Genomic DNA, 16049 nt, shown 5'->3' with positions numbered 1-16049 from the left:
TTACTCTGGGCGCCGCTCAGGCGGCGTCCAGGAACATGAATTTCAGAACAAATACAACGGCAATGGTAACGACACTGGCGTTAAGATCGGACCAGCGGCCAGACAACGCCTTGATCACGGCGTAGGTGATGAAACCCAGGGCAATGCCGTTTGCAATAGAGAAGGTCAGCGGCATGGTCAGTGCCGTGACGATCGCTGGTGCGGCGTCGGTGATGTCATCCCAATCGATCAGTTTGAGGCCGCTTGCCATCAGCACGGCGACGTAGAACAGGGCCGGTGCGGTCGCATAGGCAGGGATGATGCTCGCGATCGGTGACAGCAGCAAACAGGCGAGGAAAAGCAGGGCGACGACAACCGCCGTCAGTCCTGTGCGACCACCGGCGGAAATGCCAGCGGTTGATTCGATATAGCTGGTGGTGGTTGAGGTACCCAGGGCTGCGCCTGACATGGTTGCGACGGAATCCGACATCAGAGCTCGTCCGAGACGGGGCAGCTTGCCATCTTTATCCAGCAATCCACCACGCTGGGCTGCTCCGATCAGGGTGCCGGAGGTATCGAAAAGATCCACGAACAGAAAGGCAAAGATAATGCTGATCATGCCAACATTCAGTGCGCCGGCCAGATCAAGTTGCATAAAGGTGGGGGCAAGGCTGGGTGGGGCAGACACAAAACCTTTGTATTCCACCATGCCAAGCATCATGGCGGCCACGGTAACAGCAAGGATGCCGATCATTACGGCGCCGGTGATTCTGCGGAATGAAAGTGCACAGATCAGTACGAATCCTGCGAAGAACAGCAGGCTCTCAGCCACTTTAATGTCGCCCAGACCCACAAGGGTCGCAGGGTTATCTACCACGATGCCGGCGTTTTTCAGTGCGATCAGAGCAAGAAAGAATCCGATGCCGGCGGAAATGCCAAAGCGTAAGGACATCGGAATGCTGTTGATGATCCATTCCCGGATCTTGACCACACTCAGAATGAAGAAAATAAACCCGGAGAGAAAGACAGCGCCCAGCGCCACTTCCCAGCTGTATCCCATACTGCCGACGACCGTGAACGAGAAAAAGGCGTTCAGGCCCATGCCGGGGGCCAGGGCAATTGGATAGTTTGCCCAGAGGCCCATAATCAGCGTACCGATGGTTGCGGCCAGACAGGTGGCCACGAAAACGGCTCCGAAATCCATGCCGGTGGACGACAGGATGCTGGGGTTGACCACGATGATGTAGGCCATGGTCAGGAAGGTGGTAATGCCAGCTACCACTTCTTTACGGACAGTGGTGCCGTGGGCCTGGAGTTGGAACAGTCGTTCAAGCATGACTTGGGTCTGCCTCTAGAATGCCTGGATTAGGGAGTTTGAAAGTCAGTTTGCGTGCGGAAAACGTGAATTGGGTGAAAAAACGGCAATGTTACCGGCTCAGGCGCCTCACGCCAAGGGATGATTCAGAGTTCAGTTCAGCATCTGGTCTCGTTGCAGGCGGATATCAAAGCGCACCGCGAGCATGCGAACAATCACGATAAACAGCAGGCCAATAGTCAGCGCCATGGATTCGCTCTCCAGCAACCACTGGCACACAAAGTACAGCCAGCAACCGGCGAAGGCGATAGAGGCGTAGATCTGGTCCTTGCGGAAAATAAAGGGAACTTCGTTGCACAGGGTGTCACGCAGGGCGCCGCCGAAGCAGCCTGTCATTACACCCAGCATGGAAGCGATAAACCAGGAGTGGCCCAGATCGAGAGCCAGTTGCGCACCGAGAATGGAAAAAATGCCAAGGCCGATGGCGTCCGGGAAGACGATTCTCGATTCTTTCAGGGAATGGGCCCGGCTCCAGTAGCTGAACACGATTGCCATGGCCAGGATCATGATCGGCTGCTCCTGGTGCTTGATCCAGTACAGCGGGTGATTGTCCATGATCAGATCCCGCAATGTGCCGCCACCCAGAGCGGTAATAAAACCGATGGCAAAAACACCCACCGGATCCATGTTTTTGGACCGGGCGACGATCATGCCGGAAATGGCAAACGCCACAACGCCAATCATTTCAAGAGTATAGATGATGTCAAACATGGGGCAGCTCTGATTTGACGAAATTCGGTCCGGGGCGTGGGTGAAAGGCTGGAAGAATAGCGGAATTCGTCCCGGGATTCATCTTCAGGCGTTGATGGCCGATTCGGCCAATGTGATCTGTTGCGCGACAGTTACGCGTATCACTGCCTTGTTTCCCGTTTGATTGATCCGGAGTACTGCAATATGGCCCTGATGCGACTCGCCTACGCCAGCGAAGCAACGTTTGAAGCCCAGCCCCTGGAAAAGGGTGTCGAACCCCACGTGGCCAGAATTCTCATGGTGTCCCGAAGAAATAACGGTCGGGCAGGCCTGGTCGGTGGCTTGTATTATGGCGACAACCGGTTTTTCCAGTACCTTGAGGGCGAGGAAGAATTTGTCCGGGAAACCTTCGAACGAATCCGTCAGGACTCTCGCCACCGCAATATCCGCATGCTGATTGAAGAGCCGCTGGACGTCCCGACCTTCTCCAACTGGTCGATGAAGTATGTACCCCTGTCATCCGACGTGCAGGCCTTTCTGGACAAGCACCAGTTACCGGACTTCAACCCGGCGGCGTTCTCCAGCCACCAGTGTGAGGAAATGATTGACCTGATTCGGCGCTCCAGCGAAGACCAGAAACTGGTCAATCACGACGAAGACAGCCCAGCCCGGGTTCAACACTCACAAACCCTGTCTCCCGGCGTCAGGTATGGGCTTCTGGCCGCCGGTGTGATGATCATCGTCGCCGTGGTAGCGGGCGCTGTACTGTTCTGAATCCGCCGGCTTATCAGCCGGGCTTATTGCCATGAATAAGCAGCCTTGATTTGCTTCACGGGCTCTGTGCGTTTAGCTTGATCCTGGTCAATTACAACATCAAATCAGACCCGCCCTGACGCCATCAGGGTAAGACAGACAGCCCAGGAGCAACCATGAAAGCCATTCTGTGCAAAGACTATGGCCCGGCAGAGAATCTGGTCATCGAAGACATTGCCAGCCCGGACGTAAAAGGCAGCGGCGTAAAAATCCGGGTCAAGGCTGCAGGCCTGAACTTCCCGGACACCCTGATCATTCAGGGCAAATACCAGTTCCAGCCGCCCATGCCGTTTTCCCCCGGCGGTGAACTGTCCGGTGAAGTGCTCGAGGTGGGCGAAAAAGTCACCCGTTTCCAACCCGGAGACCGGGTAGCCGCCCTGACCGGCTGGGGTGCGTTCGCCGAAGAAGTGGTTGCTCCCGAATCCAACCTGTTGCCAATCCCGGACTCTATGTCCGATGAGAAAGCCGCGGCTTTCATGATGGTTTATGGCACCTCCTATTACGCGCTCAAGCAGCGTGGCAACCTGCAGTCTGGCGAAACCTTGCTGGTACTCGGCGCCAGCGGCGGTGTTGGCCTGGCGGCCGTGGAGCTGGGCAAGGCCATGGGAGCGAAAGTGATTGCGGCGGCCAGCTCCGCTGAAAAACTCGCGGTGGCCAAGGAAGCCGGCGCCGATGAACTGGTGAACTACACCGAGGAATCGCTGAAAGATGCGGTGAAGAAACTGACCAAGGGTAAAGGTGTGGATGTGATCTACGACCCGGTCGGCGGAGATTTCACCGAACAGGCCCTGCGCACCATGGGCTGGAACGGCCGCCACCTGGTGATCGGCTTTGCCGCAGGGGATATCCCCAAGATTCCTGCGAACCTGACGCTGCTCAAGGGCTGTTCTGTGGTAGGTGTATTCTGGGGTAGCTTCACCCAGCGCGAGCCGCAGACCAGTGCCCAGAACATGATGGAGCTGTTGCAGATGTATGCCGACGGCAAGATCGATCCCAAGGTCAGCGAAGTGTTCCCGTTCGAGGAATATGCCGCGGCGCTTGGGGCACTCACGGGGCGTCGGGCCACTGGCAAGATCGTTTTGCGGGTTGAAGAATAGTTCTTGGAGCCTGAGGGGTAGCCTCCCTCCTAGCCTTTAGGTTTCGGTGTGGGCCGCGCTGGGGAACGCTTCCAAAAAACCGCTACAAGCACATCCATGTGCGCTTATTTCGGGCCATCCATGGCCCTCAAAATTTTTTGGAAGCGTTCCCCATCACGGCCGGTCAGCTTCGCAGTAATAGTCAGGGAGAAAAGCTAGGTTTTTCAGTAAACTGACTATCACTCCTTGGCTCGGAAGTGAGTGCGGGGTGCCCCTCCCAAAAATGTCGGAGGCCATGGATGGCCGGAGAGAAGCGCACATGGATGTGCTTGTAGCGGTTTTTGGGAGGGGCACCCCGTACTCACTGTCACCAAGCGTTGCAGGCTAGGTTATGAGGCCCCTCTCCAAAAGTCAGGATCAAAACCGAACATCCCCCGAATCAATATCCGAGACTAGCTCCGGAGTCAGCAACGTATAACCGGACGAACCGGGCAGCCAGGCGTACACATCGTCTTCTGACCGCTCCAGCGAATAGCCGAGCTTCTGGATGTCCACCTTCCGGTACTTGAACGTTCCCGTTTTCTCGATGGCATTGGTCACCCGCACAAGCACCGGCACCGCATAGGCCGGCAGATTCTCCTGAAGATAACCAAACAGCTTGTTGATATCGAACGCCGAACCATTGGACTGAGGCACCAGCGTTACCATGCCCGCCTTGCCGTTGGTTTTGGGAATCTCGACCCCGTACACAATGGCTTCCTCCACCATGCCGGAGCCATCAATGATATTTTCCACCTCCGTCGTCGATACGTTCTCTCCCTTCCAGCGGAAGGTGTCGCCCATGCGATCGACAAACTGCAGGTGACGGCAGCCGATTTCTTTTAATACATCACCGGTATTGAACCAGGCATCGCCTTTCTTGAAACCATCGCGCAGGATGGATTTCTCAGTGGCTTCCTTCTGGGTGTAGCCCTCGAATGCCCACTTCTTGTTGATCTCCCCGATCAACAGGCCGGGCTGGCCTTTTTCCACTTCCTCCAGACGGCCCTTGTCGTTGCGGATCGGGTCCCGGGTGCCTTCGTGGTACTTGACCAGTTTGTAGGGCGCGGTGGAGAAGCCCACGGTGTTGTCCATGTTGAAAAAGTTGCTGAAGCCGATATTGCCTTCTGATGAGGCATACAGTTCAGCCACCTTGTCGATGCCAAAGCGTTCCTTGAATTCTTTCCAGATGGAGGGGCGCAGGCCGTTGCCGATCATTTTGGTCAGGCCGTGGTTGCGGTCCTGGCTGCCGGGAGGTTGATTCAGCAGGTAGCGGCACAGCTCGCCCACGTAGCCGAAAGTGGTGGCGTTGTAGCGGCGGACGTCGTCCCAGAAGGCGCTGGCGGAGAATTTTCGGCGCAGGGCGATGGCAGAGCCACCGGCGAGGACCGAGCCCCAGCACACCAGCAGGGCGGTGCCATGATACAGCGGCAGCGTACAGTACAGGACGTCTTCCGGTTCCATGGCCAGGGAGAGCATGCCAAAGCCGCCGTAGGCTTTGATAAATTTGCGATGTGAACCGGGCGCCGCCTTGGGCAGGCCGGTGGTGCCTGAGGTGTAAAGATACACGGCGGTATCGCCCATGGTTACCGCGTTGCTCAGGACCGGTCGGGTTGAGGGCCGGCGGCTGACTTCCAGGGCCAGATTGACGTAGCCCTCCGGTGCGTCACCAAAGGTGTTCAGAGTGTTGCCGTCGTGCAGGTAGAGCAGGGGATGCGTGTGCCGGAGCTGAACCTCTCCACGAACCGACTCGGCATTGTCGATCAGTTCGCTACCAACCACCAGCAGTCGTGGCTCGATCAGGTTGATACTGTGGGCCAGCACTTTGCCTTTCTGGGAGGTGTTCAGCATGGCGCAGGCCACGCCGACCTTGGCTGCGCCAACCACGGTCGCCAGTAGTTCCGGTCGGTTTTCCAGCAGTACCGCAATGGCATCGCCCTTTACCAGCCCCTGATCTTTCAGGTAATGGGCAATTCGATTGCTCCAGGCATCCAGTTCTGCCCAGGTAATGCTGCGATCATCGAAGAGAATGGCAGGGCGCGTGGGGTGTTTGTCAGCGTTGCGCTCTACCAGCTTGCCAAGGGTCAGCTCTTTTTTGTCGTCCTTTACCCGGTAGTAGTAAAGCCCTTTTGCCACGAAGGGAAATTTTTTCAGAACCGTGGGCAGGCTGCGCATGATGTCGCGTGCGGTTACGATGTCTTGGCTCATGGTGCGTCCGTTTCAGTCGTCATTGTCTTTGTAGGTTTTGAACCGCGGACCAACCCATTGCTCCGCGGCTAATCCAGGAACAGATCCGGCAGCAGTGGCTTGTCGCCTGCGGCATACCGGTAGTGTTCGAAGTCCTTCACGCCATCCTGACGAAGTACATCCTCGTCAATCAGCGCTTGCCCGGTCAGTTCGTCCGCACTGCGGGACAGTATGCTGACCGCAGCATCGGCCATGATTTCCGGCTTTCGTCCCTGCGCCATCAATTGAGGTCCGCCCACTTCGTGTTCTATGGCGGCAGTGGCAATCAGAGTCTTTGGCCACAGGCAGTTCACGGCAATGCCATAGCGTCGGAACTCCTCGGCCATGCCCATGCTGAGCATGGTCATTCCGTATTTTGTGGTGGTGTATGGCCCGTACTGGGAAAACCACCGGGTATTCAGGTTCAGCGGCGGCGACAGGCTGAGAATGTGGCCACCGGATTCCTTCAGCCAGGGCAGGGCCGCCTGACTGCAGGTGAATACGGCCCGGGCGTTGACCTGATGCATCAGGTCGTATCGGCTCACTTTCAGGTTTTCGACACCGGTCAGGCGTATCGCCCCGGCGTTGTTCACCAGGGCATCGATACCGCCAAAATAACCGGCGGCTTCGTCTATTCGCTGGCGGACCTGTCGTTCATCCCGCACGTCCAGTACCAGCGGTAGCGCCTGGCCTCCGGCGTTGCGAATTTCCTCAGCGACCGTGTGGATGGTGCCGGGTAGTTTCGGATGCGGGGTATCGGTTTTCGCTGCAATGACCACGTTGGCGCCTTCCCGGGCACAGGCCAGGGCAATGGCCCGGCCGATTCCCCGGCTGCCGCCGGTTATAAACACTGTGCGCTGCTGTAGCCGGCTCATGATGCTGCCTCCTCAGTGGACTGCACGTCTGCCAGAAGTTGGCCACGCTTGACCTGGTCTCCTTTGCGGGCGAGCAACTGGCCAACGGTGCCCCTGCGATCCGCCTTAACCGGATGCTCCATTTTCATGGCTTCCAGAATCACCAGGGTCTGGCCCTGTTCCACCTGATCTCCCTCTGCCACCAGTACATCAATAATGGCACCGTCCATAGTGGCCTGGACCTTGCCGCTGCCGGTGCCCAGGGCACCTTGGGCGGGTTGGTGCGTAATATCCCGAACGCACCAGGAACGGCCGAACGCCTGCAAATATAGGGAATCTCCGCTCCGGTAGTATTGGCACCGCTGACGAACCCCGTTGTCGATAATGCACAGCAGGCCTGGTTCCTGGCTTTGCAGTTGCAATTCATAGTGTTCTTCGCCGTGGGCCACCAGCAGTTTGTGGCCACTGTGCCGAACCAGCAGTTCCACGGTTTCGTCCCGGGCCTCAAGCTTCATCGGCATGACGGTGGCGGGGGCGTTACTCCAGCCTTTCTGGGCGGATTGGCCGAGGCTCAATGCGCAGGCGCTCAGGGCCAGCTCGCGGATGGTGAGCGGCTGGGGCGCCAGTGACGGATCATTCTTGAAGGCCTGCTGCAGGAAGGCCGTGGTGGCTTCACCGGCACCAAAGGTGTCATCGGCGATGATGCGGCTGAGGAAATGGCGGTTGGTGGTCACACCAAAGACTGTGGTGTCTTCCAGCGCCCGGATCAGGCGGCGACGGGCTTCGTCCCGGTTCTGGCCCCAGGCGATGACTTTCGCCAGCATGGGATCGTAGTGGGGGCTGACCACGTCACCGGAGCGCACGCCGGTATCAAACCGCAGGCCTTCGCCTTCGGCCGGGGTGAACTGGTGCAGGGTACCGGTTTGCGGGGTGAAACCACTGGCCGGGTCTTCGGCGTAAAGTCGCACTTCGATGGCGTGGCCATTGAGTTGGATGTCATCCTGGGCCAGAGGCAGCGGGCGGCCTTCAGCGACCATCAACTGCCAGGCCACCAGATCCTGGCCGGTAATCAGTTCGGTGACCGGATGTTCTACCTGCAGGCGAGTGTTCATTTCCAGGAAGTAGAAATTGCGGTCTTTGTCGACCAGGAATTCCACGGTACCGGCGCCCTCGTAACCGCAGGCCAGGGCCGCTTTGACAGCAGCTTCGCCCATGGCCTTACGCAGTTCCGGGGTGACAAAAGGTGAGGGCGCTTCTTCAACCACTTTCTGGTGCCGGCGCTGTACGGAGCAGTCCCGCTCGCCCAGGTAAACGGCGTTGCCGTGGTGGTCTGCGAAAACCTGGATTTCCACGTGCCGGGGTTCGATGACCGCTTTTTCGATGATCAGTTCGTCGTCACCGAAGGCCTGTTTGGCTTCTGAGCGGGCCCTTTTAATGTTGTCGGCCAACTCGCTCTCGCTCTCGACCAGGCGCATGCCCCGGCCACCGCCACCTGCGGAGGCTTTGAGCATGAGGGGGTAGCCGATGTCCTGGGCTGCGGCGATGAGTTCATCATCACTAGCGTTGTTGCCTTCGTAGCCAGGGACTACGGGCACGCCGGCTTCCTGCATGGCGATTTTCGAGCGGCGTTTGCTGCCCATGAGTTCAATGGCGTTTTCGGGAGGGCCTACAAAGGTGAGGCCGGCCTGTTTGACGGCTTTGGCGAAGCCGGAGTTTTCAGAGAGGAAGCCGTAGCCCGGGTGGATGCAGTCGGCGCCGGTTTTCTTTGCGGCATCGAGGATGGCGTCGGCGTTGAGGTAGGAGGCGGCAACCTGTGCCGGGCCGATGCAGACGGCTTCGTCGGCTTGTTCAACGTGCAGGGTGTTGGCGTCGGCTTCGGAGTAGACGGCAACGGTTCGGTAGCCCAGCGCTTTGGCTGTGCGGATGACCCTGACGGCGATTTCGCCTCGGTTAGCGATTAGTAGTTTTTTTAGCATAAGCGTTATCTACCTTGTTACTGGACCGCCCCAGGTTGGTGTTCGTCCGCACCACTGGCGGGATAAGCCTCCGGAAAACCGCTACGAGCACATCCCTGTGCGCTTCTCTCAGGCCATCCTTGGCCTTCGAAATTTTCCGGAGGCTTATCCCGCCAGTGGCGCTCCCGCGACCTTGGGTGTTTGCCTGCCCAATGATTGTTCAGTGGCTTGTTTAATATTTGTATTCGTTAACTCTCGGCCCACTTTGGCTCACGCTTTTGCATGAACGCCATAGTGCCTTCCATGCCCTCGGGCCCGCGGATGGCGGCCGCGAATTTTTCAGCGGCGTCATCCAGCAAACCGGCCATGGCTTCATGTCCCACTCGGTGCAGTAGGGCCTTGGTTTCTGCCGTGGCATCGGGGGCGCACAGGCGTACCCGTTCCAGAGCCTGGTTCAGCATGTCGCTTAGCTGTTCTTCGGATTCCGCAACCTGGTGAACGATGCCGAGTTTGCAGGCTTCCGTTGCGTCGATTCTCAAACCCAGCAAGGCCAGTTGACGGGCCTGGGTCAGGCCGATGCGTTCGACAACGAACGGGGCGATCTGGGCCGGGATGACGCCGAGGGTGGTTTCCGGCATACCGAATTTGGCAGTCGGGCCGGCGATGGCCAGGTCGGAGACGCAGGCCAGGCCGAAGCCGCCGCCCATGACGGCGCCTTCGGTGATGGCGATGACGACTTTGGAGGATTCGTTGACTTGCTGGATCATCTGGCCGAAGGCGCGGTTGAGTTTGTAGAACGGGTCGTCGCGGCCTTCGCCGGCTTTCTGGCCCCGGGCGCCGGCCATGTCTTTGATATCGCCGCCGGCGCAGAAGTGTCCACCTGCGCCGCGGATGACGGCGGCGCGAATGCTGGTGTCGTTTTCGATCTCGCTGAAGATGGTGGACAGTTCAGCCACCATTTGCAGGCTCATGGCGTTGCGGACGTCGGGGCGGTTGATGGTGATGAACAGGGTGGGGCCCTGTTTTTCAAGAATCAGGGTTTCGCACTGGGGTAGCTGTTCCATAAAAAGGCTCCGTTTTCGGGCGGCAATCGGGTACCAGTCGCAATGTTCGGGGCCTTGGGGGCAGGTAGGGCTTTCCGGGACTGTCTGCAGCAGGGATGCTGCAGTCAAGCGTACATGGATGTATTCACAGCGTGTCCCGGAAAGCCCTACCTGACCGCGAGGCCTGACTCCAAACTCCAAACGTTAGTCGCGTTTCTTGCCAGGTAAGGTGCCCATCAGCTTGCAGATGATGCCCAGCATGATTTCGTCGGCACCGCCGCCGATGGAGACCAACCGCACATCGCGGTAAGCCCGTGACAGGGGGTTGTCCCACATGTAACCGTTGCCACCCCAGAACTGAAGGCAAGCATCGGTCACTTCTCGACCCAGACGCCCGGCCTTCAGTTTCGCCATCGACGCCAGCTTGGTGACATCTTTGCCCTCAATGTGCAGCTCACAGGCCTGATAGGTCAGCGCGCGCAGCGCTTCGATTTCGGTCTGTAACTCCGCCAGGCGGAAATGAATGTACTGGTTGTCGATCAGCGGCTGGCCAAAGGTCTTGCGCTCGCGGCAGTATTCAATGGTCTGCGTGACACAGTTTTCCAGGGCCTTGATTACGTTGGCGGCCCCCCACATGCGCTCCTCCTGGAACTGCAGCATCTGCATCATAAAGCCGGTGCCTTCTGCGCCGATGCGGTTGCGTTGGGGAATTCGCACGTCGTCCAGAAACACCTGGGCGGTTTCTGATGAGCGCATGCCCAGCTTGTTCAGGTGCGGGCTGAAGGTGATGCCCGGTGTGTTCATGGGCACGATCATAAGGGTTTTATTCTTGTGGGGTTTGTCGTCGCTGGTGTTGGCCAGCAGACACATGAAATCCGCTTTCGGGGAGTTGGTGATCCACATCTTGGAGCCGTTGATGACGTAGTCATCGCCGTCTTTCTTAGCCGTGGTTTTCAGGCCGGCCACATCGGAGCCTGCGCCCACTTCACTCACACCGATACAGCCCACCATATCGCCGGCAATAGCCGGGGCCAGGAAATCCCGTTTCAATTCATCGGAACCGAAGCGCGCAATCGCGGGGGTACACATGTCGGTCTGTACGCCCACGGCTAGCGGAACACCGCCGCACTTGGCCATGCCCAGTTCTTCAGCAGCCACGAGGTTGTAGCTGTAATCCAGGCCCATGCCGCCGTATTCCTCCGGCTTCTGGATGCCCAGCAGGCCCAGGTTGCCGAGTTTCTTGAACAGGTCGTGAATGGGAAATTCGCCGGCCTCTTCCCATTCATCGCAGTGAGGATTGATTTCCTTTTCGACAAAATCGCGGACGGTCTTTCTGAGGGCTTCGTGTTCGGCTGTGAATTTCATTGTTGTTCTCCCGGTAAATCAGTGTGGAAATCAGAAACGGGCGACGCCGTAAACGTTGGGTCGCAGTGGTCGTTGTTCGGCTTCACGGCAAACGGAAAGCACCATGGCCAGGACACGGCGGGTATCCCGCGGATCGATCAGGCCGTCGTCCCAGAGCCTGGCCGTGCCGTAAAGGGCGGTGGAACCGTCTTCCAGCTTTTTGGCGGTCGCCTGTTCCAGGAACGACAGGGTCTTTTCGTCCGGCTCGATACCGCTTTTGCGTTGTTTTTCTTCAGCCACGATGCGCATGACTTTCCCGGCCTGCGCGGGGCCCATGACGGCGGTGCGGCTGTTGGGCCAGGCGAAGATGAATCTCGGGTCCAGGCCCCGGCCGCACATGGCGTAGTTGCCGGCGCCGTAGGAACCGCCCACCACCACGGCGAGTTTTGGTACCCGGCAGTTCGCCACGGCCTGAATCATCTTCGACCCGTGTTTGATGATGCCGTTCTGTTCGGAGTGGGTGCCGACCATGAATCCGGTGGTGTTATGCAGAAACAGAATAGGCGTGCCTGCCTGATCGCAAAGCTGGATAAACTGCGCAGCCTTGGTGGAGCCGGCAGGGGTGATCGGGCCGTTGTTGCCGATAATACCTACACTGTGGCCGTGAATCCGGATGGTGCCGCACACCGTCTGGCTGTCGTAATCGTTCTTGAAATCCAGGAATCGAGAGCCGTCGGCGATGCGGGCGAGGATCTCGCGCACGTCGTAGGGTTTCTTGGCATCGGAAGGAATTGCGCCCAGCAGCTCTTCCGCCGGATACAGCGGCTCATCCCACTGTGGTTCCTGGCGTAGTGGCAGGTTTTCGTTCCAGGGCAGGGCGCCCAGAATCTCCCGGGCCTGGCGGATGCCATCCGCATCGTCTTCCGCCAGGTATTCGGCGGTGCCGGCAACGGTGGCGTGCATTTCTGCTCCACCCAGTTCCTCATCGGTGGCGACCTCACCGGTCGCGGCTTTTAAAAGCGGCGGGCCGGCCAGGAACATCTTCGCCTGCTCGCGTACGGTAATTACGTAATCCGACAGGCCCGGCTGATAGGCCCCGCCGGCAGTGGCGTTGCCATGGACGACGGTTACCTGTGGAATACCGGCTGCAGACATCCGGGCCTGGTTCGCAAAGCCCCGGGCGCCCAGCACGAAGATATCGGTGGCATAGTTCAGGTTGGCGCCGCCGGATTCTGACAGCGATACCACCGGCAATTTGTTCTCCATGGCGATCTGCTGCAGTCGCAGGGTTTTGTCCAGACCGGCGGGAGTAATGGTTCCGCCCTTGATGGCACTGTTGCTTGCGACCACCAGGCAGCGTACTCCGGCTACTCTGCCGATGCCGGCAATAATCCCGCCTCCGGCCATGGAACCGTCTTTGTCATCATGCATCTTGTAACCGGCCAGGGAGCACAGCTCCAGAAACTCACTGCCACGATCCAGCAACCGATTGATGCGATCCCGCGGTAGCAGCTTGCCTCGCTTGGTAAACTTCTCCCGGGCCGATTCCGCCAGGTCCAGAACCTTTTGCTCCACATCCCGGAAAGTCGAGATATGCGCTTCCATGGCCTCGACATTGGCCCGGAACTCGTCGGACTGGGGGCTTATTGTTGTTTCCAGTACCTGCATGGGAAATCCTCAGTCGTCACTCAACACTTTCGGCGTTACCGCCCGATGGAAACCGTTATAGGGCTCGTTATTCTGCGCCTTCGGCATCGGCCACACACGCCCACCCTGGGACGCCGCGCCGTCAATCCGCAGACAATCACCACTGATAAACGCCGCGCCCGGGCTAAGCAGGAAACAGATCGCCGAACTCACCTCTGATTCTGTACCCATCCGCTTGATCGGCACCGCATCCGCCAGGCTGCGAATCCACGACTTCATATGGGTCGGGTAGTTGTCCATCCCGCTGGACGCAATCCACCCCGGCGCCACCGCATTCACCCGAACCCCGGACGGCGCCCATTCGACCGCGGCCGTCTGGGTAAAATTCACCATCCCGGCCCGTGCGGCCCCTGAGTGGCCCATGCCAGGCATACCACCCCACATATCCGCCACAATGTTCACAATCGAACCGCCGGTTTTACTCAAGGCCTGGGTATAGGCCTCCCGGGAAATCAGAAAACCGCCGGTCAGGTTCGTGCGCACCACGGTTTCCCACCCCTTCTGGTTAATGCCTGTTAACGGAGACGCAAACTGCCCGCCGGCATTGTTCACCACCCCGTTCAGACCGCCGTGGGTCTCAATAATGGCCTTCACCGTGGTCTTGACCGACTCCTCCTCGCGAATATCGCAGGCATGGGCGCTGGCAATACCGCCGTCTTCCTCAATTTCGGCCTTAACCGCGTCTACCTTCTCCTGCTTACGACCCACCAGCGCAACCCGGGCACCGAGCGCCGCCAGTTCGTGAGCCGTGCAGCGGCCAATCCCCGAACCGCCACCGGTGACAATAAAAACCTGGCCTTCAAACAAGCCCGGGCGAAGAACAGACTGATAACTCATACAAAATTCCCTATTCCAATCCAAAGAATCCACGAAAAACGTTCGGGCGCTCCGCCGGGGTACAGCCTTCCGGGACTGTGCGCAGCAGGGAAGCTGCGCTCAAGCCTACACGGACGCATTTACGGCGTGTCCCGGAAGGCTGTACCCCGGTGGGGCGCTTGCACCCAAGCTCAGGGAAGTAATGCCCTGTCGGGGCTCTTGCCCCAGAACCGGGGTTAATACATTCATTGAGGAACCAGATTCGAAGGCACAGGCACCGGAAACTCCAGCAACTGCTGAGCAAACGCCTTACCCTGCGGATCAATCCGAAGCGACGCCACACCGCCGCCACCTAGACTGTGCTCCAGCAAGAAATTGAACGCATGCAACCCAGGCATAGACCAGCGAGTCACCTTGCCGGACTCAGGATTCAGCGTATGAGCCATCCACTCGGCCACCGCCTGTTCCGTTAACGCAGCCTCAATATAAGGAACATACTCTCGATCCCGCGCGATCACCCCAATATTGCTGTGATCGCCCTTATCCCCGGACCGCGCCCAAGCCAGCTTGAGCAGCGGCACTGTGGTATCCGTTGCCACCTCCATCCGGGACTCCGGCTCAGCCGCGAGATCGCCCGGATTGAAACCACCTTCGGTCGCTACCTCCACCTCAGACTTCTCACTTGCCAGATCCACCGAAACCGCCACCTCCGATTTCGGTACCAGACAGGAATACAAACGAATCTTCGGCCACACGGTTGGCCGACCGCCGACAATACCGGTGATGCCAGGCGCCATACCGGTAGCGGCCTGGGCAATTTCCCTGGAAAACAGCACCAGGGCTTCTTTCTTCGGATGGGCGGTGGCAATCTTCACCACCACTTCCCGGCATTGGTCGCCCTTGCCATGGGGGCCATAGGTAGTCTCGGTGCCCAGCAATTCGATACTGGTTTCGGAATAATCCGGCAGGCCGCGCTCGGCAAACATCGCTGACGTCCTGGCCAGAATAGCCTGCGCCACTCGTTGTGCTTTGGCGCGGGCATCAAGGCCGGCCAGCAGGAACGTCACTGTGCACTTGAATCCATCTGGCCAGGTGCCTGACACCTTGTAGCTGTCTGTCGGCGGCAGTCCCCTGGCACCGGACACCCGGACCTGGTCCTTGTCGATTTCCTCCAGTGTCACCTGAGTGAAATCGCAGGTTACATCTGGCAGCAGGTAAGCCCGTGGGTCGCCAATCTCATACACCAGCTGCTCGCCCACAGTGCCCCTGCTGACCATGCCGCCGGTGCCCTCGGGCTTGGTCATCACAAAATCGCCAGAGGCGCTGACCTCGGCGATGGGAAAGCCCATATTGGCGTAGCCATCAGCCACCTGTTCCCAGTCGGTGAAATTACCGCCGGTAGACTGGGCGCCGCATTCCAGCAAATGCCCGGCCAGGCTGCCCTGGGCCAGTTTGTCGTAGTCGTTCCAGCGCCAGCCGAATTCATGCACCAGCGGCGCCAGCACCAGCGCACTGTCTGCGACACGGCCGGTGATAATGACGTCGGCACCCTGTTCCAGGGCCGCCACCAGGCCGGGCGCACCCAGATAGGCGTTCAGGCTCACCATCATGGCGGGGAAGGGCTGACCGGTGGTCATTTCAGTAATGTCGGCATCGCCCAGCTTTTTCTTTTTCATCAACAGATCATCGCCGAGCACCAGCGCAATCTTCAGATCGACGCCGGCCTTTTCACACAGGGCCTGCAGAGCATCGCGGCAAGCCACCGGGTTTACTCCACCGGCATTGGCCAGAACCCGGATGCCTTTATCCTTTATCTCGCCGAGCAGAGGCGCCATCACCGTCTGCACAAAATCCCGGGCGTAGCCCTGAGTCGGGTCTTTCATCTTCTGGCCGGCCATGATCGACATGGTGATCTCGGCCAGGTAATCGGCGACCAGGTAATCAATATTGCCCTGGCGTACCAGTTGGGCTGCGGCGGTTTCGGTATCGCCCCAGAAAGCGGCGGAGCAACCGATACGGATGGTTTTGCTGGCGTCTGACATGTTCTTGGCCTTGTTCTGATACCCGCACTGGCGAGAGGTTATCCAACGATCGAAACGACAATACCAAGCAAGCGCTTGGTTTGTAAACAG

General features: G+C 58.8%; 12 protein-coding genes. 2 read left to right on the top strand and 10 right to left on the bottom strand.

The window, feature by feature from the left end:
* Positions 1-16: 16 nt before the first annotated feature.
* Together C7436_RS06930 and C7436_RS06925 are read right to left on the bottom strand one after the other, a co-directional pair.
* Entirely contained in the window at positions 17-1315 is a 1299-nt protein-coding gene (locus C7436_RS06930; RefSeq protein WP_011786257.1) for an NCS2 family permease, read from the bottom strand.
* Between the two features lie 132 nt (positions 1316-1447).
* The gene (locus C7436_RS06925) at positions 1448-2065 is read right to left on the bottom strand and encodes a trimeric intracellular cation channel family protein (RefSeq protein WP_011786256.1); all 618 of its coding nucleotides are present in this window, start codon (positions 2063-2065) and stop codon (positions 1448-1450) included.
* Between the two features lie 183 nt (positions 2066-2248).
* Here C7436_RS06925 and C7436_RS06920 point away from each other — a divergent pair, with 183 nt between their 5' ends.
* Positions 2249-2818, top strand: coding sequence for a BLUF domain-containing protein (locus C7436_RS06920; RefSeq protein ID WP_121207160.1), 570 nt, complete (start codon positions 2249-2251; stop codon positions 2816-2818).
* Positions 2819-2973: 155 nt separating this feature from the next.
* The gene (locus C7436_RS06915; RefSeq protein ID WP_121207159.1) at positions 2974-3954 is read left to right on the top strand and encodes an NADPH:quinone oxidoreductase family protein; all 981 of its coding nucleotides are present in this window, start codon (positions 2974-2976) and stop codon (positions 3952-3954) included.
* A 396-nt stretch (positions 3955-4350) separates the two neighbouring features.
* On the opposite strand, the gene C7436_RS06910 is transcribed toward C7436_RS06915, so the two are convergent.
* From C7436_RS06910 to C7436_RS06875, 8 genes are all read right to left on the bottom strand, one after another.
* On the bottom strand, positions 4351-6180 hold the full coding sequence (locus tag C7436_RS06910) for a long-chain-acyl-CoA synthetase (RefSeq protein ID WP_121207158.1): 1830 nt from the start codon (positions 6178-6180) through the stop codon (positions 4351-4353).
* Between the two features lie 68 nt (positions 6181-6248).
* Complete coding sequence (locus C7436_RS06905) at positions 6249-7073, bottom strand: SDR family oxidoreductase (protein WP_011786252.1); 825 nt, start codon at positions 7071-7073, stop codon at positions 6249-6251.
* Positions 7070-9028, bottom strand: a complete 1959-nt coding sequence (locus C7436_RS06900) for an acetyl/propionyl/methylcrotonyl-CoA carboxylase subunit alpha (RefSeq protein WP_121207157.1) — start codon at positions 9026-9028, stop codon at positions 7070-7072. The genes C7436_RS06905 and C7436_RS06900 overlap by 4 nt, the downstream gene beginning before the upstream one ends.
* Before the next feature lie 227 nt (positions 9029-9255).
* Positions 9256-10071, bottom strand: a complete 816-nt coding sequence (locus C7436_RS06895; RefSeq protein ID WP_121207156.1) for an enoyl-CoA hydratase/isomerase family protein — start codon at positions 10069-10071, stop codon at positions 9256-9258.
* A gap of 183 nt (positions 10072-10254) precedes the next feature.
* Positions 10255-11415, bottom strand: coding sequence for an acyl-CoA dehydrogenase family protein (locus C7436_RS06890; protein ID WP_011786249.1), 1161 nt, complete (start codon positions 11413-11415; stop codon positions 10255-10257).
* 30 nt (positions 11416-11445) lie between these two features.
* A complete protein-coding gene (locus C7436_RS06885; protein ID WP_121207155.1) occupies positions 11446-13062 on the bottom strand; it encodes an acyl-CoA carboxylase subunit beta in 1617 nt (538 codons plus the stop codon).
* A gap of 9 nt (positions 13063-13071) precedes the next feature.
* Positions 13072-13938, bottom strand: coding sequence for an SDR family oxidoreductase (locus tag C7436_RS06880; protein WP_121207154.1), 867 nt, complete (start codon positions 13936-13938; stop codon positions 13072-13074).
* Between the two features lie 224 nt (positions 13939-14162).
* Positions 14163-15959 carry an acyclic terpene utilization AtuA family protein gene (locus tag C7436_RS06875; RefSeq protein WP_121207153.1) on the bottom strand — a complete coding sequence of 599 codons (1797 nt, stop codon included), beginning with the start codon at positions 15957-15959 and terminating at the stop codon, positions 14163-14165.
* Between the last annotated feature and the right edge of the window lie 90 nt (positions 15960-16049).

The organism is Marinobacter nauticus (assembly GCF_003634635.1).
Classification (GTDB): Bacteria; Pseudomonadota; Gammaproteobacteria; order Pseudomonadales; family Oleiphilaceae; genus Marinobacter; species Marinobacter nauticus.
The sequence above is the reverse complement of the archived record's forward strand: the minus strand, read 5'-3'. Positions and strand labels throughout refer to the sequence as shown.

Excerpts from the sequence above, each read along its gene's own strand:
- C7436_RS06930 (WP_011786257.1), bottom strand. The coding sequence starts at position 1,315 with ATGCTTGAACGACTGTTCCAACTCCAGGCCCACGGCACCACTGTCCGT.
- C7436_RS06925 (WP_011786256.1), bottom strand. The coding sequence starts at position 2,065 with ATGTTTGACATCATCTATACTCTTGAAATGATTGGCGTTGTGGCGTTT.
- C7436_RS06920 (WP_121207160.1), top strand. The coding sequence starts at position 2,249 with ATGGCCCTGATGCGACTCGCCTACGCCAGCGAAGCAACGTTTGAAGCC.
- C7436_RS06915 (WP_121207159.1), top strand. The coding sequence starts at position 2,974 with ATGAAAGCCATTCTGTGCAAAGACTATGGCCCGGCAGAGAATCTGGTC.
- C7436_RS06910 (WP_121207158.1), bottom strand. The coding sequence starts at position 6,180 with ATGAGCCAAGACATCGTAACCGCACGCGACATCATGCGCAGCCTGCCC.
- C7436_RS06905 (WP_011786252.1), bottom strand. The coding sequence starts at position 7,073 with ATGAGCCGGCTACAGCAGCGCACAGTGTTTATAACCGGCGGCAGCCGG.
- C7436_RS06900 (WP_121207157.1), bottom strand. The coding sequence starts at position 9,028 with ATGCTAAAAAAACTACTAATCGCTAACCGAGGCGAAATCGCCGTCAGG.
- C7436_RS06895 (WP_121207156.1), bottom strand. The coding sequence starts at position 10,071 with ATGGAACAGCTACCCCAGTGCGAAACCCTGATTCTTGAAAAACAGGGC.
- C7436_RS06890 (WP_011786249.1), bottom strand. The coding sequence starts at position 11,415 with ATGAAATTCACAGCCGAACACGAAGCCCTCAGAAAGACCGTCCGCGAT.
- C7436_RS06885 (WP_121207155.1), bottom strand. The coding sequence starts at position 13,062 with ATGCAGGTACTGGAAACAACAATAAGCCCCCAGTCCGACGAGTTCCGG.
- C7436_RS06880 (WP_121207154.1), bottom strand. The coding sequence starts at position 13,938 with ATGAGTTATCAGTCTGTTCTTCGCCCGGGCTTGTTTGAAGGCCAGGTT.
- C7436_RS06875 (WP_121207153.1), bottom strand. The coding sequence starts at position 15,959 with ATGTCAGACGCCAGCAAAACCATCCGTATCGGTTGCTCCGCCGCTTTC.